The following is a 24,163-nucleotide window of genomic DNA, read 5'->3' on the forward strand; positions in this document are numbered from 1 at the left end:
TCCACAAACATTAATTATTCTCTTGAAATATGCTTTTTCCTGCTACAAAAATAAATATATCAGAAGTGATATAATACTATATTAAGAGAGATATGTTATCATTTTCCTTGATTGTAATGTAAATGGAAAGAAGGTAAGTATTATGTTAGAAGTGAATATCCGCTCAGCCGGATATGAAATTGGTGAAAAGACAGTTCATGATATTGCATTTGCAATTGAAAAAGGAGAGTTAGTGGCTCTTATTGGTGCAAATGGTGCAGGAAAGAGTACGACAATTAAATCGATACTCGGTTTGCTTGTCAATATGGATGGTGAAATTTCGTTTGGTGAAAAGAAAAATCCATATGCCTATGTACCGGAGCAGCCCACTTATTATGATTATTTAACTTTATGGGAGCATATTGAATTGTTAATGGCTGCTCGTGGAAATAAAGTAGGAAATTGGGAGGACAAAGCAAGGGAATTATTACATACGTTTCGAATGGAAAAACATATACACGAATACATATCAAAGTTTTCAAAAGGTATGAAACAAAAATCGATGCTTATATTAGCATTTTTAACAGAGCCAGATTTTTATATTATTGATGAGCCTTTTATTGGTTTAGATCCAGTAGCTACGAAAGAATTCTTGAACTACTTATATAAAGAAAAAGAGCGAGGAGCCGGAATTTTACTTTGTACGCACGTACTGGATACAGCTGAAAGAATTTGTGAAAGATTTTTACTCATTTCGCAAGGTACGTTAGTAGCAGATGGGCATTTAGAGGCGATCCAATCGTTAGCAGAAATGCCAGGAAGTACACTGTTAGATTGTTTCGATGCAATTGTAAGGCGGGAACAACATGATTAAACAACAGTTTAATAAAAGGTTACGTCATGAATTGCAAAGAAAATGGAAAGCGATTCGTTCTGTAACAGATTGGACAGTCGCATTATATATTATTATTCCAGCACTTATATTTGCGGGGATCTATTATCGTTCACTATGGATGAAAGAATTATCGATGGAAGAGACCATTTATTTTGGGTTAGGTTTACTCGCGTTTTATTTTGTCACATTTTCAAGAGGAGTTCGCTCATTTTTTGAACAAGCAGATAGTTTATTTTTAATTTCGTACCCAAATCATATGCGAAAATTAATGAAGCTTGGCATGATATATACGTTAATTCGGATTGCAATAACGAACGCAATTGTAGTATTCATTATGCTGCCTATACTGATGAAAAGTACGGGAGCGACAATTATACAAATCGTACTGTTCTGGATGTTCTTTACTGTTTTTCGATTTATGCTATCGTTGTTGACGAGATTCATAAATGTACGTGTGGGGAAACGATGGGTTTTATTGATTATAAAAGATGTTATATTTTCTTTAAGTTTAGTCTATTTTGGAATGAGTGTATTTTTCATTTTTAAAAATCCATTGTATTTCATATTATTTACCGGCCTAGTAGCTGTACTTACTGTAGTCTTAGTAAAAGAAAAGATGAATTATAAAAATTTCTTTTTTAAAGAAGTTGAGAAAGAAAAAGAAGAAAGTATGCGCTGGACTGTAGGGATTATGCAAGTTGGTGGTCATGCTGCGAAGCCGAGTAGTTCGAATAAAAAACCGTGGATGTTCCCTCGGTCTAAAAAGATATTAGGAAAAAATTCTGATTCGCGTATTGTAGAAGCTTTTTTAAAAGAATTTTTGCGTACAAGTAGTGCTTTAATGTTTTATGTTCAAATTGTATGTATAAGCACTGTAAGTATTATCGTGACTCCGCAGTGGATAACAGCTATTATTCTTGTATTTGCTATAGCTGCTATTTCTCGCTATGCGCGTGATTATTGGAATGAATTTACGAAGAAAATGTTTCTACATTTATATTGTGATGAAGGAGAATTACTATTATTAAGGTGGAAGGCAGATCGTTATTTGCTCCTTCCAGTCGTATTTATGTACGGAACAGTCATTCTCTCACAGTTTTATTTATTGCCAGCAATAATTATTGGGGTTATTTTTATAGTATTCATTGGTTGGATTGTATTTTTACCATAGAAAAAGAGCCGGAAATGGCTCTTTTTCTAGTCTGTAACACACTGGTAAATAAAATATACTAAAAGGAGTATGCTTGCGGCTGAGTACACGACATCTAAAGTCATCTGATTGCCCCCTCATTGTTGTTGTATTTATAGTGTATGAAATCTTACAATTTCATATTCAAGTGAAAAATATGTGAACGTTAACAAAATTGTAAAGTGCAAAAATTACAATCATTTTGTATAATAGAAGAAACAACCGTTATATAAAATATAATGAGTGAAAGGGGAGGGAACATAAATGCCAAATTGGTTTAGAAAAACCTTAGTCGCATTAATTACCGTATTTACGTTTGGTTTAGTGACGCCTCCTTCCATATTACTTGATAATGCCAAAGCTGCGGACAAGCCTACGAGCACAGCTGGGCAACAAAATTTGGAGAGTACGTCCTATACATATGAAGAAACAAATGATAGGTTAACCACCGATACTTTTGTTAACTATGCGATGCAAGAAGCAGAGAAGCAATCTATGCAAAAATTCGGCTCTAAAATTGGGCCTGTAATTGAAGATGAATTTAAAGATGTTGTATTACCTAAAATTGAAGAGGCAATTGCGGAACTTGCAAATGATGTGCCAGAAGAATCGTTACAATCATTAGCGATTTCTCAAAAACCAGCTGGTGGAAATAATGAAAAGATTTTTCATGTTTATGACACAAAATCAGGAAATGACTTACTGCGATTTCATGTGAGGAGAGATCATCCACCGCAAGATGGATATTATTTTAATTTCCACTATCATCGTTTTGATGATGGATATTCAGGACACCATGAGTTAGGAAATATTTATTGGAATACGAATGTACCGCCGAAATGGTTGTCTTAAAAAGAACGAGAGAAATCTTGTTCTTTTTTTCTTTATGAAAGGATACGACATTTATGTTGTTGAATAACATATGTTTAGGAAAAAAGAAAAAAGGGAGTATGGGGATGCAAAAATATATCGTTTTTGACTTTGATGGCACATTAGTAGATTCACAAAATATATTTGTACCAATTTATAATCAACTTGCTGAAAAGCATGGATATAAGACAGTTAGTGAGGAAGAAATTGAGCCTTTACGAAAATTGACTATTTTTGAAAGATGTAAAAAACTCGATGTACCACTTTATAAACTTCCTATATTGGCGTTAGAGTTTTATAAATTATATCAACCTGCCATAAAAGATCTCGTTTTATTCCATGGGATGAAGGATGTATTAGATGAATTACATAAAAAAGGATACGGGATTGCGGTTATATCTTCGAACTCAGAAGAGCATATTAGGGCATTTTTACATAGTAATGGCATAGAAAATATTCAAGAAGTGTATTGTTCTAAAAATTTGTTTGGTAAAGATAAAATGATTAAAAGATTTTTAAAGTCGAAAAAGCTAACAGAACAAGATATGTTGTATGTCGGTGATGAACAACGTGATATTGCAGCTTGTAAAAAAGCTGGTGTGAATGTCATTTGGGTTTCGTGGGGGTATGACGTAATTGAGACAGTAAAAGGAGACGCGCCAGATTATATGGTTAATACGCCAGGGGAAATTGTGCAAGTAGTACAGGCGGCACATTCTTAATATAAATAAACTTTGAGCAGGTATTCATCATATTGAATTTTGGGTAGCAAAGTTTCTTACTGGCAATAAGGTGAAGGTTATACGTGGTCCAATTGAAATGAATCATTATTCGGATGTTACTATACAATAGACTTTTATAACCCGAAGGGCTTTATTGTAGAGGTTGCGTATACACCGAATACAGAAATGTAAGGAGAATAGACATGAAGATAATTACAACGTGGAAAAACAATATACAAATAGTAAAAGATGCTGCAAATATTGAAGAAATCTCTAAAGGTTTCTCACCTGATAAAAAATATATTATTACGACTAGTGATGATAAAAAATATTTATTACGGACAGGTGATATAAAAGAGTATGATAGGAAAAAAATAGAGTTTCAAATTTTAAATGAAATGGTAAAACGTAACGTGCAGGCTCAAAGACCAATTGAACTCGGTATATTGGAGGAAGAAGATTTATGTTATAGTATTTTTTCATATTTAGAAGGAGAAGATGCTAAGAAGCTATTGACTACATATATGCCAAGAGAACAATATGATATTGGTATAGCAGCAGGAAAAGACTTAGCAAAAATGCATACACATGAAGCTCCTAAGGATATACTCCCATGGTATGAAAGAGCAATGAAAAAACATCGAAAATATGTAGAGGCATATAAAACATGCGGAATACAAATTAAAAATGATGATAAAATCATAAAGTTTATAGATGAAAATGAAAAATATTTAAAGAACCGCCCAAATCGATTTCAACACGATGATTTTCATTTAGAAAATATAATTGTACGTGATGCGAAATATGTAGGTGTTGTTGATTTTAATGGCTACGACTGGGGCGACCCACTTCATGATTTCGTAAAAATAGCACTATTTGCAAGGGACATTAGTATTCCATATTCAATCGGACAAATAGAAGGATACTTTAATGGGAGAATACCAGAGGAGTTTTGGAAATTATATGCGGTTTACGTTGGCATGACAGTTTTTTCTTCAGTTGTCTGGAGTTTACGAGCAGCACCGCATATGTTAGATGATACGTTAGAACGTCTTACTATAGTTTTAGAGGATCATAAAAACTGTGAGTTATTAAAGCCAATTTGGTTTCAACCAGAAAAGATTGATATGAAATAGAAAAGGTAGGTGTGATGCACATCTACCTTTATTTTTTTACCATTCTTCGTTTTGAAGCAGTTGTAATGCTAACTTTAAATCCACATCTTCTTGTATATGTTCCGGAGTCCATGGGATATGTATGTGCGGTTGTATACCAATTCCGGACATTCCTTCACCTTTATCTATAATAGAAAGCCGTGAAGTAGGATAGTAAAGAGCGAATGTATCAGCCCATTCCATTACTGCTAAATTAGAATAATCATTTAAACCAGCAGTTCTTTTTAAGACTAAGGTGAAAATAATACGTGACCTAATCAAAATGAATCAATATTCGGATGATTACTAAACAATCGATTTTTATGATTCTAATGGATTTAACATAGAGGTTGCATATACTCCGAGCGCAGAAATGTAATGAGAAACTTGACATCTATTTTATAATGAAAATAGGGGGTGGACTATTGAAAATCAGGCAAGGCAAATATGAAGAAATAAAATTACGCGATAGAATTCCAGGAATGGTTGAATATATAGAGGACACAATGTTACCTACTGGTTTTCACTATTATATTCCTCCTCACTGGCATAGAAGTATTGAAATTAGCCTAGTCGTATATGGAGAGGTTTTCTTGTATGTGAATGGGCAAAAAAAGAAAGTATCCGCTGGCGAATTTATTTTTGTGAATAGTGGAGATGTTCATGAATTCGAAAAAGTTGAGAATACAAGTTGTGCAGTAATGATGTTAATTATTTCTTATGAATTTCTTAAAGAGGTAAATGGAGATTTTGATAAATATAGATTTAATATAAAAGAATTAGTTGTTCAGAAAACGAACCTCCAGCAAATATTTTATGAATTAAAGGAGTTAGTCGCAAATTCTGATGATTTAAGTTACATAAAAATTAATAGTTTAATTTATGAAATTGTTTATATTCTATTGCGATATTGCAAAGATGGAGAGAGTATAGACAATAATTATCAACTTGGAAACAAACAGAAAGAAATGATTACGTATATTTATAAACATTATGATGAGGAACTAAAACTGAAAGATGTAGCTAAACATTTTTTTGTAAGTGAAGAACATTTTTCCCGTATGTTCAAAAAATCGTTCGGATCAAATTTCACCACTTTTTTAACGAGATACAGGCTCTATAAAGCGTATGAAGATATTATTAATAGTACAAATTCTATACAAGATATAGCAGTAAAACACGGATTTCCAAATGTAAAATCATTTATTTCACAGTTTAAAGAAAAATACGGATATACACCATTACAGTATAGGAAAAATATCATATCAAAAAATGACAATAATCGAATCAAATATGAACAACAATAAAAAAACGTTCCATGGTACATTTTGTACATGGAACGTTTTTAATTTAATAATAGCGTTTGAAGTAAGATTCAAAGGGGATTTATATAATCCCCCAAAATGAAAACGCTTAAAATAAGAGAGGATGAATATTAGATGACTAGAAAATATGACTTAGACTTATTAGAAAAAATGCAAGAAAAACAAGAAATCATTAATGTACAGGGGGCAAAAGTTTTAGTAAAAAACATACCAGATTGTGATGAAAAAGGAGCGATGGATCCACGTCTTTATAAGGACATGAAGGTTCAAATGAATGTAATGAGGTTTATGCCTAAAAATATGATGAAAATGGACGCTTCTGAAAAGTCGGTAAGGAATATGCGAAAACAATTTAATGCGATTAAAAGTGTTCCCATTGTCACTAAAGATATTAATATTATGCATAAAACTGTGAAAGCTGGAGATGGGTTTGATATTCCGATAAGAATTTATAATAGTAGTTCTAAACAAGAGAATGCACCAATTCTATACTTTATTCACGGTGGTGGATTTATGGCGGGATCACCAGATGTAGTAGAAGAACTTGTGAAATTGATAGTTGAGAAAACAGATATATTAGCTGTTTCTGTGGATTATCGATTAGCTCCAGAAAATCCTTTTCCAACTGGGCATACAGATTGTTACACTACTTTAAAGTGGATTTATGAGAATGCTGGCACATTAGGCGGTGATAAGAATAATATCTTTGTGGCAGGTGATAGTGCAGGAGGGAACTTAACACAGTATTGTACAACTAAAGATTTGGAAGATGGTAGGAAGTACGTGAAGGGACAGTTGCTTCTGTATCCTACAATTAACATGTGCGACTATGAAGATGAATTTTATTCTTGGAGTATAGATAAATATGAAATTGCTCCAAAGTATAAAAAAGGATTAGAAAAAATGCTTAATATAATGCATTCAATGGTTGGAGGTATGTCAGAAGTACTTGGTACGAAAGAAATTCATTCTAAGTATTTAAGTCCATATGTTGATGTATCCCCGGACTATCCAAGTACATTTATTACGGTAGGAGAGCATGATTTTTTAATGATAGAATGTTTAGCGTATGCAGCTAAATTGACTAAAAAAGGAGTGGATACTGAAACAGTCCTTTATCGTGGTTTAGGGCACGCTTATGGAGATAATGTAGGTGTTTATCCCCAAAGTGAAGATTTAGCAATTGAGATGGGGAATTTTATATTAAAGCATAGTAGAAAGTAGAAAGTAGAAAGTAGGGAGAATGATGAAAAATAGAAAAGTGATATTAATTGTTAGCTTTGCTATTCTACTATGTATCTTTGCATTTACAGACTTACAAATATCCAATAGTTTATATGAACCAACTAATAAGGTCGCTCTTTTTTTACAAGCTATAGGAGAAATTCCAGCGATGCTTATTGCTTTATTTTCTAGTATGTATTTATTTAAAGCTAGAAAGAATAAAGGTTCAAGAGGATATTATCTATCTGGAATTAGCTATGGAGCAATCATTCTTTTGTTCGCTTTTATAGATGCATTTATGCTAGTACATTATTTAACCATTTCAAAAATTTAAATTCCAATTTTTATGCTTTGCTTTATTGTAGTTTGCTATATGATTTCTAAATCATGGAGTAAATATGATGATGCAAGATTGAGAGACATTGCATTAATTGGATTATTAAGTGTAGTTATTGTGTTAATTACATTTAATCTAATAAAACTAGGTTGGGGGAGAGAACGCTATCGTCATATGATTTCTATTGGATCATTTGAAGGGTTTTCAAGATGGTTTATACCTCAAGGAATTGCTAAAAGTGATGAGTTTATGTCATTCCCTTCAGGCCATAGTGCTAATGCAGCGTTAGTCATTTGGTTTAGTTTATTACCAGAATATTTCGCTTCGTTAAAAAGAAAAAAATAGGTGTTTGGATTCTCATTCTTTTATGGATGATAATAGTACCAATGAGTCGTATTGTGGTAGGAGCTCATTTTGCTTCTGATGTTACAGTTGGAGTCGCTATTTCAGTTACTGTTTTTATGTGTTTGAAAAAAATTATATGGAGAGATAAGAAAAATAAACTCGCCAACAATAACTATATTCTTCCATATTCGGTAAAACGGTAATAAGAAAACAATGCTCTATGAAGGATTATTTTGAGATTATTTAATGATGAATGGTTTGATTAATATTAAAAGATCATTTGTTCAATTAGATAATCAAATTAATAGTTTTAGATAGAATTTCTACTTGTGAAAAAATAGAGGGAAGCGAAAGCTTCCCTCTATAAAATTAACTATTCAATTTTAGTAAATGTAAGAGGTTGGGTACTTAGCATTGCAGGTACATGTAACTGCAGCGATGGGAATTCACCACTTACATTCATTTCATAAGAGAATAATAAACTCATTTTCATTTGGAATAAATCAACTTCTGCAGAGAAAATGTCGTAGTGATGATGCCCTAATTGAATTTCCATCTCCATAAATTGTACATATAACGAATCATCTCGTTTGTATACTTGTAATGTTCCATATGCAGGATGTTCAAAAGTACCAGTATAATCCTCTAACTTTTGTGAGAAGGTGTAGTACCTTTAATTTGTTCAGGAATGGATTCAGTTGTTTCTTTCATCATTTCCTTCATTTTTTCACTATCTTCTACAGCACGTTTATGCCAGTCGATAGATTCTAATCCGAGTAGCTCGTCGTAAATTTGGTTAGCAAGATATATAGGCAGTAATGTACCTCCAGCATTCGTTAATATAACGAGACCTACATTTTCATTTGGCATAAATGAAACAAACGCTGAAAATCCATCGATATTACCGCCGTGATGAATCATTTTATAACCACGGTAAGCGCTAATAAACCAACCAAGCCCATAACTATTTAATGGAGATTCAGGAAGTGATAAAGCTGGTTGATCTGGAATTGAATTATGTGGTGTACACAGTTGTTGTAATAATTCAGAGGAGATTAGTTCATGATCACCAAATTTCCCTTCGTTTAAGTGAAGAAGTACCCAATTTGCCATATCTTCAATTGTAGAATTAATACATCCAGCAGCGCCAACTGTATCAATGTTACGGAATGGAACTTCTTTCATTTCACCGTTATTTTCAACGTAAGGTAATGCGTAATCATCTGTATTTTGTGAGTCTGTAACAGAGAAGTTTGTTTGATCCATATTTAAAGGCTCTAAAATATGTTCTGCAACATATTGTTCCCATGTTTGATTCGTAATGTTTTCTACAATATAACTAATTGTCGCATACATTAAGTTGTTATAAAGAAATGCTGTGCGAAACGGAGCATCAAGTGATAAATGTTTTATTTTTTCTACTATATCTTTTCGAGTTAAAGAAGAACTGTACCAAAGAGCATCGTGACGACTTACCCCAGTACGATGGGAAGCCAAATCTCGTCCTGTAACTTGTGAGCTAGCAAGTAGTTCAGATAAAGAGAAGTTAGGTATATAAGTCTGGACAGGAGTATCCCAAGTAAACTTTTTTTGCTGTGCTAATAAACTCAATGAAAGTGTGCCAAAAGCTTTCGTTGAGGAACCAATTGCGAACCGAGTACTCGGTGTAACAGCCTCTTTTGTCTCTATATTACGATAGCCGAAACCTTCCGAAATAATAACTTCACCGTCTTTTATAACAGCTACAGCAGCACCAGGAACATTTAAATCCTTCATCATTTTTTCAACCGTTGTTTGTAAAGAAGTCATAACAGGAGTTTCAATTTTAGACATGCTTCTAACCTCCAAATATAAATTTTATCCTACCGCACTATACTTTCGGTAATAGAAAATGAAAACCTTTATAAATGTGGAAAGTTAATAATTTTGTAAGAATGAATGAAATTATTATTTATTTAGAATTTTATTTTTATTATAATTAATTTAAATTAAGATTTAGAAAAGATGGTGAAGAAGTGTGCTAACAATAAAGAGAGTGCTTTGCGATAATAAAAAAAATCCGATAGGTATAGATTCAAAAGTTGTTAAAATGAGTTGGCAGCTTGAGTCGAGTAACCGAAATGTAAAACAACTTGCTTATCAATTGCAAGTTACGACGAATAAAGATTTTGAAACTATATTATTTGATTCACAGAAAGTAGAAACAGATCAAAGTTTACACATACCGATAAATTCATATCAATATAGGGCGGAGACGCGTTATTTTTACCGAGTAAAGGTGTGGGATAATCACGGGGAAGAGTCAACTTGGTCAAATGTAGCATTTTGGGAGACTGGATTACAAAGGCAAGAAAATTGGATAGGAAACTGGATTGCTGCGAAAAACGAGCGAACGCAAGTTATGTCATTTAATAAAAATTTTTCTATTAAAAAATTAGTTAAAAAAGCACGTTTATTTATCACAAGTTTAGGATTATATGAGGCTTCTATAAATGGAGAGCGTATTGGAGATTGTTATTTTACTCCTGGATGGACAAGTTATGATAAAAGGGTACTGTATCAAACGTATGATATAACGCATTTATTAAAGGATGAGCACAATGTTATTTCTGTGCTGGTAGGTAATGGGTGGTATAAGGGTCCACTTACAATGCATCATGTACGTAATTATTACGGGGAAAGACGTGCGACAATTGCTCAAATACATATAACATATGAAGATGGGGCGAAAGAAAAAATTGTAACAGATGAAACATGGAAGGTAGCAAAAAGCCCTATTTTATATTCGGAAATCTATGGCGGAGAAGTTTACGACGCTAGGTTAGAAGAAAGTGGACAAGAGTTTGAGGATGTTGAAGTAATTGAGCATTCTAAACAAATAATTGTTGCACAAGAAAACGAATCGATTCGTAAAATGAAAATCATAAAACCAATCTCTATTTCAAAATTACCAAATCACGAGTGGCTCATTGATATGGGACAAAATATGGTAGGGTGGGTGCGATTTACAGTCCGTCATGTTTATATTGGGCAAAAAATAGAATTACAACATGCTGAAATATTAAATAAAGACGGTAGTTTTTATACTGGAAATCTCCGAAAGGCAAAACAAAAAATAGTGTATATTGCAAAAGGAGAAGAAGAGGAAAGGTTTGAGCCTCATTTTACATATCAAGGTTTTAGGTATGTGAAAATAAGTGGATTAACTCAGCCACCTCAAATAACAGATTTTGAGGGGATCGTATTGCATACTGATATGGAAAAAGCGACTGAGTTCGAAACGTCCAATCCATTAATCAATCAGCTTCATCATAATGTGGAATGGTCCCAAAGAAGTAACTTCTTTGATGTGCCGACAGATTGTCCGCAGCGTGATGATCGACTTGGATGGACAGGAGATGCACAAATGTTCATCGGGACAGCTACACAAATCATGAATGTCCAATCGTTCTTTAAAAAATGGCTTCAAGATTTATCATTAGACCAAAATGTTAACGGAGCTGTGCCTTTAGTTATTCCAGATGCGTTTGGAAAAAGAGCGGATTTTGATCTTGATACTTCAGGAGGTTGGGGCGATGCAGTCATTATTTGTCCGTGGGTTCATTATTTATATTATGGAGATGTATCGATTTTAAAAGAACAATATGACAGTATGAAGAAGTATTTAGATTACATACGTTCACAAGGTGAGAACGAGTATATATGGGATACAGGTTATCATTTAGGAGATTGGCTTGCATTAGATACGAAACCAGATGTATATGAAGGCGGGACAGACAAGCATTTTATTGCGACGGCTTTTTATGGGTATTCAACATCGCTTTTACAAAAAATTGCTGAGATTTTAGGTGAAAAAACAGATGCTAAGTTTTATGAAGCGTTACACACAAATATTGTTCAAGCATTTCAAAATGAATTCGTTACACCAAATGGTAGATTAATTTCAGATACCCAAACTGCCCACGTATTGGTGCTTTTGTTTGAATTGGTAAATGATAATGTGAAGGAGAAAATATTTAATCGCTTAATTGAGCTTTTAAAAGAAAATAAAAATCATTTAACAACTGGTTTTATAGGAACACCGTATTTGAATTTAATATTAAGCAAGTTTAAACGTCATGACCTTGCTTGTAAGCTTCTATTTCATGAAGATTATCCATCTTGGCTATATCAAGTGAAAAAAGGTGCTACAACGATTTGGGAACATTGGGATGGTGTGAAAGAAGATGGAACACTTTGGAAGGATAACATGAATTCTTATAATCATTACGCATACGGTTCTATCGTTGAATGGATATACCGATATATTGTTGGGTTAGAAGTGAATGAAACAAAGCCTGCATATAAACATTTTTATATCCAGCCTTATTTTGATTCCAATCTAGAATGGATAAATATAAAGCGTGAAACAGCGTATGGAGAAATTAAAATTGATTGGCGTGTAGAACATGAACAAGCTATATTAAATATCTCAGTACCAGCGAATACTACAGCAACGTTACGAATTCAGGAAGCTGAATGGGAAACAAGGGATAGGGTTGAAAAGGAACTAGGATCGGGCGATTATGAATTTACATTTTGTAAGAAAATAAATGAGGTAGAATTCTGTTAATATAGAAATGTTTTTTATTAATTTGGATTATTAAATTCGATGTTTTTCATGTTATGATAAATCTCATATACGATTGAAAGAAGGTTTTTCTACATATGAAACATGTTGAATATGAATACTTAAATTTATGCCGTCATGTAATGGAGCACGGTACGAAGAAAGAAGATCGTACAGGGACAGGTACTGTATCTGTATTTGGATATCAAATGCGTTTCGATCTTAGTAAAGGATTTCCTCTATTAACGACAAAGAGAGTGCCATTTCGCCTAGTAGCAAGTGAGCTGCTTTGGTTTATGAAAGGTGATACAAATATTCGCTATTTATTGCAACATAATAATAATATTTGGAATGAATGGGCGTTTAAGAGCTGGGTAGAAAGCGATGAGTATACTGGCCCTGATATGACAGATTTCGGTCTTCGCTCACAACAAGATGAGGAATTTAAGAAGCAATACGATGAGCAAATGGAATTGTTTAAAAAGAACGTTTTAGAAGACGATGAATTCTCAACGAAATTTGGATATTTAGGAGACGTATACGGAAAGCAATGGCGTGCTTGGAAAACGACAGCTGGTGAGACACTTGATCAATTAAAAGATGTAATTGAAATGATTAAGAAAACACCAGATTCACGCCGGCTAATTGTTTCTGCTTGGAATCCTGAAGATGTACCAAGTATGGCTTTACCGCCTTGTCATACGCTATTCCAGTTTTATGTAGCAGATGGAAAGCTTTCTTGTCAGTTATATCAGAGAAGCGGTGACATATTCCTTGGCATTCCATTTAACATTGCAAGCTATTCACTTTTAACACATTTAATTGCACATGAATGTGGTCTTGAAGTAGGAGAATTTGTTCATACAATTGGAGATGCACACATTTATACAAATCATTTTGAACAAGTAGAAAAGCAATTGGCACGTGAACCACGTCCATTCCCGAAACTTACATTAAATCCAGATGTAAAATCTGTGTTTGATTTTGAAATGGAAGATTTAACGATTGAAGGATATGATCCGCACCCAGCAATTAAAGCACCGGTTGCAGTGTAATTGTAGAGGAGATGACAAGATGATTGTTTCATTTATGGTCGCAATGGACGAGAATAGAGTAATTGGTAAAGATAATAACTTACCTTGGCGTTTACCGAGTGAATTACAGTATGTAAAGAAAACGACGATGGGTCACCCACTTATTATGGGGAGAAAGAACTATGAAGCAATTGGTAGACCATTGCCTGGAAGACGTAATATTATTGTAACTCGTAATGAAGGGTATCATGTAGAAGGCTGCGAAGTAGCTCATACTGTAGAAGAAGTGTTTGAACTATGTAAAAATGAAGAAGAGATTTTTATTTTTGGCGGAGCGCAAATTTATGATCTCTTTTTACCTTATGTAGACAAGTTATATATAACAAAAATCCACCACGCATTTGAAGGGGACACATTCTTCCCAGAAATGGATATGACAAATTGGAAAGAGATTTTTGTAGAAAAAGGTTTAACGGATGAAAATAATCCGTATACGTATTATTACCATGTATACGAGAAACAACAATAATAATAAAAATTGATGTGAGTATTCGCATCAATTTTTTTATTTGTATTTATAAATGTAAGTTTATAGATGATATTCAATAGTGCTATAATGAAAGGTAGCATGTGAAAAATGCTAAAATTTTCAAAAGTATTCATATAGAAAGAGGAGGAGAATCGGTTGAGAAAAATATGGGGGATTCTTTTTCTTTGCTTTGCATTAATGCTAGTCGGATGCGGTAAAGAAGAAAAACCACAAGAAGCGTTTGATACATATGCAAAAGCATGGAATAAGAAAAAATTTGCTGATATGTATGATCAATTATCAGAAAATGCAAAAAAGAATATTTCTAAAAAAGATTTCACAGAGAAATATGAAAAAATTTATGCAGGTATAGAAGTGAAAAACTTAAAAGTAGAGACTGGCGAAGTAAAAGAGGATAAGAAAGAGAATGGCCCTGTTCCTTTTAAAGTAAGTATGGATACAGTTGGTGGTAATATCTCTTTTGGCCATGAAGCAAAAATGGTGAAAGAAAAAGATGGAGATAAAGAATCTTGGAAAATAGATTGGACTCCTGATTTCATTTTCCCTGGCATGACAAAAGATAGTAAAGTGCGTATGCAAACGACGCAACCAAAACGTGGTGAAGTTTACGATCGTAATGGAAAAGGTCTTGCGACGAATGGGAAAGCTTCTGAGATCGGAATCGTTCCAGAAAAATTAGACGCTACTGCTCCGCAAACGAAAGAAACAGTAGCGAAGTTGTTAAATATGTCTGTAGAAGAAATTGATCAAAAACTAGCTGCTAAATGGGTAAAACCAGGGTATCTCGTACCAATTGGAATTTTACCTGATGGGGCAACGCAAAATACGTACATCGATTTACCAGGTGTTTCAACAAAACCAGTAAATGTTCGTACATATCCATTAGGAGAAGCAGCAGCTCATTTAACTGGTTATATCGGAAAAGTAAATGCTGAAGATTTAAAGACGCTTCAAAAGAAAGGCTATCAAGCAGATGATCCAGTTGGTAAAGCTGGATTAGAGCAAGTATTGGAAGAACAGCTACGCGGGAAAAAAGGTGGCCGTGTCTTCATGGAAGATGCACAAGGAAAAGAAATTAAAAATTTAGCGAAAACAGATGCTGTTGATGGAGAAAATGTAACTTTAACTATCGATAGTGTTGTTCAAGAAAAAACGTATAATGAAATGAAGGGAGAAGCTGGTTCAAGTGCGGCAATTAATCCGAAAAGTGGAGAAACAATTGCTCTTGTAAGTAGTCCAGCTTATAATCCTAATTTAATTGCACGAGGAACATCAAAAGCACAACGCGAGGCTTGGAATAATGACCCGAAAAAACCGATGACGAATCGATTTACACAATTATCGGTACCAGGTTCTGTATTTAAGCCAATTACAGGTGCAATTGGTCTTGAAACAAAAACAATCGATCCAAAAGAAGAATTGAAAATAGAAGGACTGAAATGGACGAAAGATTCTTCTTGGGGCAATTATTACGTAACACGTGTAAAAGATGCAAATCCGATTGATTTTGATAAGGCAATGAAGTACTCGGATAATATTTATTTCGCACAAGAAGCTTTGAAAATTGGAAAAGATAAATTTATGGCTGAGGCGAAAAAATTCGGATTTGATGAGAAATTACCAATTGAATACGGATTCCCAGCTTCTAAAATCGCAAATGATGGCATAAAAAATGATATTCAAATGGCAGATACAGGATATGGACAAGGACAAGTCTTAATGACTCCTCTTCATTTAGCTTTAACTTATGCACCGATTGTAAATGATGGAAAGATTCCGTCACCGTATCTTATTAAAACAGATAAACAACCAAAAGCTTGGAAAGAGAACGTGATTTCTAAAGAAAATCAAGATATATTGAAAACGGCTTTAACGAAAGTAATTAACGATCCAGATGGTACGGGGAAAATTGCGAAAATTGATGGTATGACTCTCGCTGGTAAAACAGGAACAGCAGAATTAAAAGTATCAAAAGAGGCAGAAGGAAAAGAACTAGGTTGGTTCGCTGCGTTTGATTTAAATTCACCTGATATGGTCATTACAATGATGATTGAAGATGTAAAAGGTAGAGGTGGAAGTAATATTCCGGCTGAAAAAGTGAAACATGTTTTTCAAAAGTAGTAATTGAAGAAGACTATCTCCATGAAATATGGAGATAGTCTTTTATTTGATTAAAACCTTAATATTTGTATACAAAAACTAACTGAAATAATATAACTTATTAACTTACGAAAAAAAAGTAGCTATTTTTATTGACAGTCATTAAAACTTTTTGTATTATACTTACATTAGGTAAGTTATTTACTATAAAATAATAAATCTCGAGTTAAAGATAAATTAGAAAAAGGGAGATAATACAATGACAAAAGTACTATTTATTACAGCAAATCCAAATTCAGCAGAAGGTTCTTTCGGTATGGCAGTAGGGGAAGCTTTCATCGAATCATATAAAAACGAACATCCACAAGACGAAGTTGTAACAATTGATTTATTCAATACAACTGTACCAGCAATCGATGCAGACGTATTCGCTGCTTGGGGTAAATTTGCAGCAGGCGAAGGATTCGAAGCTTTAAGTGAAAATCAGCAACAAAAAGTTGCAGCAATGAACACAAACCTAGAAACATTTATGCATGCAGATCGTTATGTATTCGTGACTCCAATGTGGAACTTCAGCTACCCAGCAGTAGTGAAAGCATACTTAGATAACTTATCAATCGCAGGTAAAACATTTAAATATACTGAAAATGGTCCAGTTGGCTTACTAGAAGGAAAAAAAGCACTTCATATTCAAGCTACAGGCGGCGTTTACTCTGAAGGAGCATACGCATCTATGGACTTCGGTCGCAATCATTTAAATGCAGTATTAGGATTCATGGGTGTATCAGACACTGAATATATTGCAGTTGAAGGAATGAATGCAAATCCTGAAAAAGCACAAGACATTAAAGAAGCAGCAATTGCAAGTGCACGCGAATTAGCGAAACGTTTCTAATATAGAAAACTTCAAAATGTCCAAACACTTGTTGTTTGGACATTTTTTCTTCTTTTTCCTTCGTTTGTCTAGTATAATGAAGGTCGGAATGATAATAGGTGGGGGTTCTGTATGATTCAAACGTTTTTTAAAATCTTTTATTTAATTTTAATCGTAATTGCGATTACGCCAAGGTTGTGGCGTATAAAAAGAAAAGCAAATGCGATGTCACCGCAAGAAAAAGATAGTGTTGTGTATAAAACAACAAACTGGTTTGGTAAAAAAATGGTGCGTGTAACTGGATCGACTGTAGAAGTAAAGGGACTTGAAAATGTTCCGAAAGACAAGCCGGTGCTAGTTGTAAGTAATCATCAAAGTAATATGGATATTCCTGTGTTACTAGGTTACTTAAATAAGCCAATTGGATTCGTTTCAAAAGCGGAAATTAAAAAGTTTCCGGTTGTGCCAACATGGATGGAATTAATGAATTGTGTGTTTATGGACCGCAGCGATCGTCGTCAATCTCTTAAGGCAATTAAAGATGGAATTGAACTGTTAAAGAGCGGGCATTCTATCGTGATTTTTCCAGAGGGAACGAGAAGTAAGGGTGGCGAAATCGGTGAGTTTAAAGCAGGGAGTTTTCACCTTGCTGTAAAATCTGGCGTATCCATATTACCAGTAACTTTAGATGGTACATATAAGATGTTTGAGGCTAATGGAAATCGTATGAAACCAGCTCATGCAACATTAACAATTTCTAAGCCAATTACACCTGAAGAATATGCAAGTATGGATGCTAAAGAGTTAACCCAGCATACAAAAGATATTATTGCATCTCAATTACATAAGTAATAAAAAAAGTTTCAGCTTAAACAAGCTGAAACTTTTTTTATGCTGCGGGTAAGACATAAAACAGTACGCAGAAAAACATCATTGTACTACCGCCTAGTACGAAGAGATGCCAAATGGCATGATTGAACGGAAGCTTTTCCCAAAGGAAGAATATAGCTCCGACAGAATACAAAATGCCGCCTATTAATAGTAGTGAGAAGCCGTGACCGGTTAAATTTTCATAAAGGGGTTTAATGGCAACGATGATGAGCCAACCCATAATGATATAACATAATGTTGATGTTTTAATAAAGCGACGAACAAAGAAGATTTTGAAAATAATGCCACCAATCGCAAGGGTCCAAATAATTGCGAGTAAAGTCCAACCGAGCGGGCCACGCAGTGTAATGAGTAGAAATGGTGTATACGTGCCGGCAATTAATAAATATATGGCGGAGTGATCTAAAATGGTGAATAACTTTTCTACTTTTGGATGATGGATACTATGTAGCAGTGTAGAAAATAAGTATAGCAAGAACATGCTTACGCCATAAACGGTAAAGCCAACAACAGCAGATGCTGTGCCATGTTTGGAAGCATGAATAATTAATATGATTAAGGCAGGGATGCTTAAAATGGCACCGATACCATGGGTAATTGCATTCGCAATTTCTTCTTTTACAAATTGGGTCATTCTTTTAATTTTTTGCGTCATAATGTTAATCCCTTTCACTGTATTGAGATAAGTTATATTTTCCTTAACCATATCATATACAAAAGGAATAGAAAATGATATTCAATTGATTATATTTTCAAATTTTTTTGACAAAAGACAACGGATACATTGACGTTTACGAAATTTTTTGACAAAATGAACTTATGGAATAGTAGGACAAGGAATCTACTTATGAAGGGGATGGGGAAATGTTTTCAAATATTGGCTTTCCAGGGTTAATTTTAATTTTAGTAGCAGTGTTAATTTTATTTGGCCCAAAAAAGTTACCGGAAATTGGGAAAGCTTTAGGGGAAACGTTAAAAGAATTTAAAAAATCAACAAAAGAATTGACTGATGAGGCATTTCAAGAGAAAGAAAAAAATAAATAAATAAAAGAATATGCTGAAGTTTTTCTCGGAATGGATAAATAAAGTGTGGTGAACGAGATGGAAGATCGGGAAATGAGCGTAGTAGAACATATTGTTGAGCTTCGCAAACGAGTAATATATACAGTATTATCCTTTGTATTATTTTTAATTATTGGATTTGCTTTTACGAAGGATATTTATTTTTGGCTTGTAAAAGATTTACCAATGAAATTAACTGTTCTCGGTCCAAGTGATGTGTTGTGGATTTTTTTCTCGATTGCTACAGTATTTGCTATCGTTTGTACAATTCCTTTTGCTGCGATACAAATTTGGTTATTTGTAAAACCAGGTTTACATCCCAATGAACAAAAAATGACATTAATGTATATACCGGTATTGTCTATATTATTTATAGCAGGCCTATCTTTCGGTTATTTTATCGTCATGCCATTTTTATTTCATTTCCTAACTACAATTGGTAATGAGATGTTTAATACGATGTTTACAACGGAAAAATATTTTCATTTCGTATTAAATTTAACAGTTCCGTTTGCTGTTATATTTGAATTACCTGTAGTTGTTATGTTTTTAACGAGTATAGGTCTTCTAACGGCAGAATTTCTTCAGAAAATAAGAAGATATGCTTATGTCGTGTTGATTATAATTGCATCATGTATATCACCGCCAGATTTTTTATCACATAGTTTAGTAGCGGTACCGCTTATTTGTATTTATGAAATCAGTATCGCTTTATCAAAGATAGTTAGTAAACGAAAACAGAAAAGAGAAGAAGAAATACAGTCGAAAAGTGCCTCGTTATAAAGGCACTTTTTAATTTATTTGTTATACTCTAGCTATAATTGTATACAATATATAGAAGGGAAAAATTATAGAATCTCCAAAATTTAGACAAACTTTTCATTTTTATAAGTTTATACTGAAGTTATCAAGCTATATATGGATAATAAGACTCCCGTCTCAAAGGATATATAGGACAGGGTTCGAATTAGGTGGATATAAATGAAGTATTAACTTCTAAATGGGGCAGCTTAAGGATATTTTAGTATTCATAGGAAACCTACACTAAAAAACGTGTTAAAGAATAAAGTGGAGGAAGTTCAAAAATCCAACGAAAAAGAGGATTGATATTGTGATTACGAAAAGTTTTTATTTCACTCATGCAACAGGGAATTGTATTAAAATATTTGAAATCCCTGTCCTACAAACACAGCATCCATTAGCGTTTCTAATTCAGTCTCGTCTTCAATTGTTTATTGCGAAAATTCAAAAACATAAAAACCCAAGATTCTCGTACTCTTTCCGTGAATATTTACAAAGTTGTTTGAAGTGGAATGATTATTCAAATGTATATAAGACAAATACTCTTGAAAAGAATGCATAATACACAGCAGGGACAGAGTTAGATAAGCTCTGTCTTTTTTATTTTAGGTATAAAAATATAATTAATTTAGTGAAATTCATTCGAAATTGTTGAAAGCATCGGGAATGCTAGTATAATAACAGGGAGAGCGTATTGGAAAGGGAAGAATATAATATGCAAAAAATTAAAATTGTAACAGATTCAACGGCAGATTTATCAAAAGATATAATTGAGAAGTATGATATTCATGTTTTACCATTATCTATTTCTGTAAATGGACAAACATACTTAGATCGCGTTGATTTACAACCAGATGAATTTATTGAAGAAATGGCGAAATCAGAAGAATTACCAAAAACATCACAACCAGCTATGGGTACATTTGTAGAAATGTATGAAAAGTTAGGGGAAGATGGAAGTGAAGTACTTTCCATTCATATGACAGGTGGAATGAGTGGCACAGTTGCAACAGCAAATAGCGCTGCATCAATGGCAGATACGAAAGTAACAGTTGTTGACTCTCAATTCATTAGCCATGCGTTAGCATATCAAGTAATTGAGGCTGCTAAAATGGCAAGAGAAGGAAGCTCATTAGAAGCTATTTTAAAACGTATTGATGAAGTGAGAAAAAATACTCGTTTATACGTAATCGTAGATACATTAGAAAACTTAGTAAAAGGTGGACGCATCGGTAAAGGTAAGGCACTTATTGGTTCTTTACTTAATATTAAACCAATTGCAAGTTTAGAAGGCGGCGTATATAATCCGGTAACGAAAGTACGTAGCCAAGGGCAGATTGTAAAAACGTTGGCTAAACTATTCGAGGAAGATACTGCTGGAAAAGTGGTGAAAGCTGTTGCGATTCCACATGCTAAAGCAATTCCTTTAGCAGAAAGTGTAAAAGCTGCTGTTGAAAAAGTGAATGGATTCACTCAATCAGAGATTTTCTATACAACACCAGTTATCAGTACTCATACAGGACCAGGAGCAATTGGTTTTATGTATTTAGCAGAGTAATAAAAAAGCTACTTGAAATGAATTTTCAAGTAGCTTTTTTATTACTTCAGGACAGAAAATAAGAAATGAGAAGGGCAATACAGGCGCTACCGCTAATTATATAGCGAGTCTGTAAATAATCTTTCATGGAAAACACCCTTTTCAATTTTTTAAAGTATATGATAAATTACTCGCAAAAATTAGTACTATTATACATGAGAAGTTTCTATGATTTTTACTGGTTCTTTATCTGGGACAATAGGGCTATAAGTGAAAGTTTGACCTAAAAAGAGAACATGTAGTTGTTCCCACGGTAGCATTCGTAAATTCCAGTTATTTCGTAGTCGTGTTACGGCTTCCCTTGGTGTTTCATCTGCTAAAGCAAAAGTACCGTAGTGCATGGGAATGAAATGTGTAGCTTTTATATCTAGATAGGCTTGCACAGCTTCTTCTGGTGAAACGTGAGACACTTTCATAAACCATTCTGGTTCATAGGCACCAATTGGCATAAGTGCAATATCGATTGAAAAACGTTTGCCGATCTCTTTAAATCCTTGGAAATAACCACTATCACCACAAAAATAAATGGTTTCTGAAGAAGTCATATTATCAATGATCCATCCTCCCCAGTGAGAGGTGTTCATATCAAATAATGTTCTTCTCGTCCAGTGCTGGGCAGGTACGAAGTGAAAAGAGACTTCATCAATTGTTGTACTTTCCCACCAGTTGTATTCTTCTACATTGGTGAATTTTTTACGAGTAAATAATTTTTTTAGCCCAATAGGAACAAGGTATAAGGCATCATCATTTAGTTGACGAAGAGATGAAAAGTCTAAATGATCGTAATGACCGTGTGAAATAAGAACGATATCGATTTTAGGTAGTTCTTTTATAGTGAGCCCTGGCTCAGTAAGTCGTGGAACTAACTTTAATTTATTTGCCCATACTGGATCTGTTAAAATATTTAAGCCGTTCGTTTGAATGAGAAAAGTTGAATGACCAATCCATGTGACAGTCGTTTTTTCAAAGTTATTTAGTAGAAATTTACTTTGTTTAACAGGTGATTGTTCTACTAGAAAAGAAAAGTCTTTTTTGTTTTGCTTTCTTTCTTTACGCCAACGTAAGAAGGAGCGAATTGATTTTTTTGTACTTGCATTATCCATATTTTCATAGCGCTTAGCCATGAACATCACCTCATTTAAAATCGTTGTAGTTGTATTGTACCGAAATGTTGTTAAGGAATACAGTGTTTAACATGGAGTAATGTTTAATTAATTGTAAAAAAATAGGAAGATTTATTTACAAATTTAACAATGAACTTCGTTTCGCAAATAATGGTTAGAGAAATAATAGTAGTAAAATATATTTTGTCTAGTAATTCGCTTGAAATAAAGAAGTAACATACGTAAATTCGTACGATTTCGTGAACAAATGATGTAAACAATTTTCTCATAGTGTTTACTTTTGTTATGATATACATAACTTACATAAATTAAGGATAGAGAAAAGAGGTTTAATAATGAAGCGTTATCAAAAGTTAATTGGTCTTATGGTTGTATTTTGTCTCTTTGTACTTGCAGGTTGTAGCAGTTCAGGGGCAAAACTCCGTAAACCGTTAAACTGGGATTTAGAAACTTTCCAATTTACAAATCAAGAAGGAAAGCCGTTTGGTACAAAAGATTTAAAAGGGAAAGTTTGGGTAGCAGATTTCATGTTTACAAACTGTCAAACAGTTTGTCCGCCAATGACTGCTAATATGGCGAAATTACAGAAAATGGCTAAGGAAGAGAAATTAGACGTTCAGTTTGTTTCGTTTAGTGTAGACCCTGAACTTGATAAACCAGAAAATTTGAAAGCATTCATTCAAAAGTTTACAGAGGATACAAGTAATTGGAACTTGTTAACAGGTTATTCACTGGAGGATATTACAAAGTTTTCAAAAGATAACTTCCAATCGCTTGTAGATAAACCAGAGAATGGGCAAGTAATACACGGTACATCATTTTTCTTAGTCGATCAAAATGGAAAAGTAATGAAAAAATATAGCGGCATTAGCAATACGCCATACGAAGATATTATACGTGATATGAAGCGATTAGCTGATTAAAAAGAAGGGTGCTTAGCACCCTTCTTTTATTAGTATTCAGTCTATGGATAATATGTCATGCTGTTGTGGTAATTTCGGTGCGCGAATTTCTAATACACCGTTTTGATAAGAAGCTTTCGTTGCTTTTTTATTAATTAAATATGGTAACTTAATAATTCTTGACGCTTCTGAAATGGAACGTTCTCGGCGATAATAGTTATGAGATGTCTGTTCTTCTTCCGTCTCTTCAAGTATATCTTCTTTTACAGAGACTTTTAAGTATTCGCTTTGTATTTCAATTTGAATTTGTTCTTTTTGTATACCTGGTAGTTCGGCTGTAACGACGAGTTCGTCACCAACTTCGTATAAATCTACTGGGAATGTTAATAAACGGTTTCCCTTTTGGAAAAAATGATTTAAATCAGCAATTACGCCACGGAGAGGTGTTTGTTCGAAAAAATCATCAATTTGTTTTAAATAATTACGAACCGGTGGGCGAGAAGAATCTTTTTTTTCTTCACTCATGGTATTACCTCCTAGAAATCAATTTGCAATATCATATGACAAAAGCGGAGAAAG

21 protein-coding genes and 4 pseudogenes are annotated in these 24,163 nt (G+C 33.6%); 20 read left to right on the top strand and 5 right to left on the bottom strand.

Going from position 1 to position 24,163, the window contains the following annotated elements; all coding sequences use genetic code 11:
- The first annotated feature begins 142 nt into the window (after window positions 1-142).
- The 6 genes and pseudogenes from I6L50_RS17225 (at window position 143) to I6L50_RS17245 (ending at window position 4,791) form a co-directional block, all read left to right on the top strand.
- Window positions 143-853, top strand: a complete 711-nt coding sequence (locus I6L50_RS17225; protein ID WP_219302155.1) for an ABC transporter ATP-binding protein — start codon at window positions 143-145, stop codon at window positions 851-853.
- Window positions 846-2,045, top strand: a complete 1,200-nt coding sequence (locus I6L50_RS17230) for an ABC transporter permease (RefSeq protein WP_219302156.1) — start codon at window positions 846-848, stop codon at window positions 2,043-2,045. Before I6L50_RS17225 ends, I6L50_RS17230 begins: the two co-directional genes overlap by 8 nt.
- 282 nt (window positions 2,046-2,327) lie before the next feature.
- On the top strand, window positions 2,328-2,915 hold the full coding sequence (locus tag I6L50_RS17235; protein ID WP_002012605.1) for a YpjP family protein: 588 nt from the start codon (window positions 2,328-2,330) through the stop codon (window positions 2,913-2,915).
- A 104-nt stretch (window positions 2,916-3,019) separates the two neighbouring features.
- Window positions 3,020-3,655, top strand: a complete 636-nt coding sequence (locus I6L50_RS17240; protein WP_181150751.1) for an HAD family hydrolase — start codon at window positions 3,020-3,022, stop codon at window positions 3,653-3,655.
- A 43-nt stretch (window positions 3,656-3,698) separates the two neighbouring features.
- Window positions 3,699-3,847: pseudogene (locus I6L50_RS36005) on the top strand (VOC family protein); the annotation flags it as partial.
- Window positions 3,848-3,858: 11 nt separating this feature from the next.
- Window positions 3,859-4,791: an aminoglycoside phosphotransferase family protein gene (locus tag I6L50_RS17245; RefSeq protein ID WP_219302157.1), complete on the top strand. Its 933-nt coding sequence runs from the start codon at window positions 3,859-3,861 to the stop codon at window positions 4,789-4,791.
- Between the two features lie 36 nt (window positions 4,792-4,827).
- Here I6L50_RS17245 and I6L50_RS17250 read toward each other — a convergent pair.
- Window positions 4,828-5,055: pseudogene (locus I6L50_RS17250) on the bottom strand (S41 family peptidase); the annotation flags it as partial.
- A 179-nt stretch (window positions 5,056-5,234) separates the two neighbouring features.
- On the opposite strand from I6L50_RS17250, the gene I6L50_RS17260 reads away from it, so the two are divergent.
- The 3 genes and pseudogenes from I6L50_RS17260 (at window position 5,235) to I6L50_RS35680 (ending at window position 8,243) form a co-directional block, all read left to right on the top strand.
- Window positions 5,235-6,116: an AraC family transcriptional regulator gene (locus tag I6L50_RS17260; RefSeq protein WP_219302158.1), complete on the top strand. Its 882-nt coding sequence runs from the start codon at window positions 5,235-5,237 to the stop codon at window positions 6,114-6,116.
- Window positions 6,117-6,248: 132 nt separating this feature from the next.
- The gene (locus I6L50_RS17265) at window positions 6,249-7,358 is read left to right on the top strand and encodes an alpha/beta hydrolase (protein WP_219302159.1); all 1,110 of its coding nucleotides are present in this window, start codon (window positions 6,249-6,251) and stop codon (window positions 7,356-7,358) included.
- Window positions 7,359-7,380: 22 nt separating this feature from the next.
- Window positions 7,381-8,243, top strand: a pseudogene (locus tag I6L50_RS35680) (phosphatase PAP2 family protein).
- Window positions 8,244-8,413: 170 nt separating this feature from the next.
- On the opposite strand, the pseudogene I6L50_RS17275 reads toward I6L50_RS35680, so the two are convergent.
- A pseudogene (locus tag I6L50_RS17275) lies at window positions 8,414-9,873 on the bottom strand (serine hydrolase).
- Window positions 9,874-10,057: 184 nt separating this feature from the next.
- Here I6L50_RS17275 and I6L50_RS17280 point away from each other — a divergent pair.
- The 6 genes from I6L50_RS17280 to I6L50_RS17305 all read left to right on the top strand — a co-directional run bounded on the left by I6L50_RS17280 (window position 10,058) and on the right by I6L50_RS17305 (window position 18,059).
- Window positions 10,058-12,652 carry an alpha-L-rhamnosidase gene (locus tag I6L50_RS17280; protein WP_219302160.1) on the top strand — a complete coding sequence of 865 codons (2,595 nt, stop codon included), beginning with the start codon at window positions 10,058-10,060 and terminating at the stop codon, window positions 12,650-12,652.
- Between the two features lie 95 nt (window positions 12,653-12,747).
- Window positions 12,748-13,704 (top strand): thymidylate synthase, encoded by a 957-nt coding sequence (locus tag I6L50_RS17285; protein WP_113937776.1) that lies wholly within the window; start codon window positions 12,748-12,750, stop codon window positions 13,702-13,704.
- A gap of 19 nt (window positions 13,705-13,723) precedes the next feature.
- The gene (locus I6L50_RS17290; RefSeq protein ID WP_219302161.1) at window positions 13,724-14,212 is read left to right on the top strand and encodes a dihydrofolate reductase; all 489 of its coding nucleotides are present in this window, start codon (window positions 13,724-13,726) and stop codon (window positions 14,210-14,212) included.
- A gap of 156 nt (window positions 14,213-14,368) precedes the next feature.
- Window positions 14,369-16,354, top strand: a complete 1,986-nt coding sequence (pbpC, locus tag I6L50_RS17295; RefSeq protein WP_219302162.1) for a penicillin-binding protein 3 — start codon at window positions 14,369-14,371, stop codon at window positions 16,352-16,354.
- A 238-nt stretch (window positions 16,355-16,592) separates the two neighbouring features.
- On the top strand, window positions 16,593-17,228 hold the full coding sequence (locus tag I6L50_RS17300) for an FMN-dependent NADH-azoreductase (protein WP_002085876.1): 636 nt from the start codon (window positions 16,593-16,595) through the stop codon (window positions 17,226-17,228).
- 111 nt (window positions 17,229-17,339) lie between these two features.
- A complete protein-coding gene (locus I6L50_RS17305; RefSeq protein ID WP_002141628.1) occupies window positions 17,340-18,059 on the top strand; it encodes a lysophospholipid acyltransferase family protein in 720 nt (239 codons plus the stop codon).
- A gap of 37 nt (window positions 18,060-18,096) precedes the next feature.
- On the opposite strand, the gene trhA is transcribed toward I6L50_RS17305, so the two are convergent.
- The gene (gene trhA, locus I6L50_RS17310; protein ID WP_002085872.1) at window positions 18,097-18,753 is read right to left on the bottom strand and encodes a PAQR family membrane homeostasis protein TrhA; all 657 of its coding nucleotides are present in this window, start codon (window positions 18,751-18,753) and stop codon (window positions 18,097-18,099) included.
- Window positions 18,754-18,962: 209 nt separating this feature from the next.
- Between trhA and I6L50_RS17315 the strand changes: the two genes are divergently transcribed.
- The 4 genes from I6L50_RS17315 to I6L50_RS17330 all read left to right on the top strand — a co-directional run bounded on the left by I6L50_RS17315 (window position 18,963) and on the right by I6L50_RS17330 (window position 21,519).
- Window positions 18,963-19,142, top strand: a complete 180-nt coding sequence (locus tag I6L50_RS17315; RefSeq protein WP_002012719.1) for a twin-arginine translocase TatA/TatE family subunit — start codon at window positions 18,963-18,965, stop codon at window positions 19,140-19,142.
- Window positions 19,143-19,199: 57 nt separating this feature from the next.
- Window positions 19,200-19,943 carry a twin-arginine translocase subunit TatC gene (gene tatC / locus I6L50_RS17320; RefSeq protein WP_219302163.1) on the top strand — a complete coding sequence of 248 codons (744 nt, stop codon included), beginning with the start codon at window positions 19,200-19,202 and terminating at the stop codon, window positions 19,941-19,943.
- A 328-nt stretch (window positions 19,944-20,271) separates the two neighbouring features.
- A complete protein-coding gene (locus I6L50_RS17325) occupies window positions 20,272-20,523 on the top strand; it encodes a DUF2535 family protein (protein ID WP_002012715.1) in 252 nt (83 codons plus the stop codon).
- Between the two features lie 153 nt (window positions 20,524-20,676).
- Window positions 20,677-21,519 carry a DegV family protein gene (locus tag I6L50_RS17330; RefSeq protein WP_033708355.1) on the top strand — a complete coding sequence of 281 codons (843 nt, stop codon included), beginning with the start codon at window positions 20,677-20,679 and terminating at the stop codon, window positions 21,517-21,519.
- A gap of 188 nt (window positions 21,520-21,707) precedes the next feature.
- Here I6L50_RS17330 and I6L50_RS17335 read toward each other — a convergent pair whose 3' ends face one another.
- Window positions 21,708-22,682, bottom strand: a complete 975-nt coding sequence (locus I6L50_RS17335) for an MBL fold metallo-hydrolase (protein WP_219302164.1) — start codon at window positions 22,680-22,682, stop codon at window positions 21,708-21,710.
- Window positions 22,683-23,017: 335 nt separating this feature from the next.
- On the opposite strand from I6L50_RS17335, the gene I6L50_RS17340 reads away from it, so the two are divergent.
- Window positions 23,018-23,605: an SCO family protein gene (locus tag I6L50_RS17340; RefSeq protein WP_002141632.1), complete on the top strand. Its 588-nt coding sequence runs from the start codon at window positions 23,018-23,020 to the stop codon at window positions 23,603-23,605.
- Between the two features lie 36 nt (window positions 23,606-23,641).
- Here the strand turns inward: I6L50_RS17340 and I6L50_RS17345 are convergent, their stop codons facing one another.
- Complete coding sequence (locus I6L50_RS17345; RefSeq protein ID WP_002012708.1) at window positions 23,642-24,109, bottom strand: Hsp20/alpha crystallin family protein; 468 nt, start codon at window positions 24,107-24,109, stop codon at window positions 23,642-23,644.
- Between the last annotated feature and the right edge of the window lie 54 nt (window positions 24,110-24,163).

The organism is Bacillus sp. FDAARGOS_1420, assembly GCF_019344915.1.
Classification (GTDB): domain Bacteria; phylum Bacillota; class Bacilli; order Bacillales; family Bacillaceae_G; genus Bacillus_A; species Bacillus_A mycoides.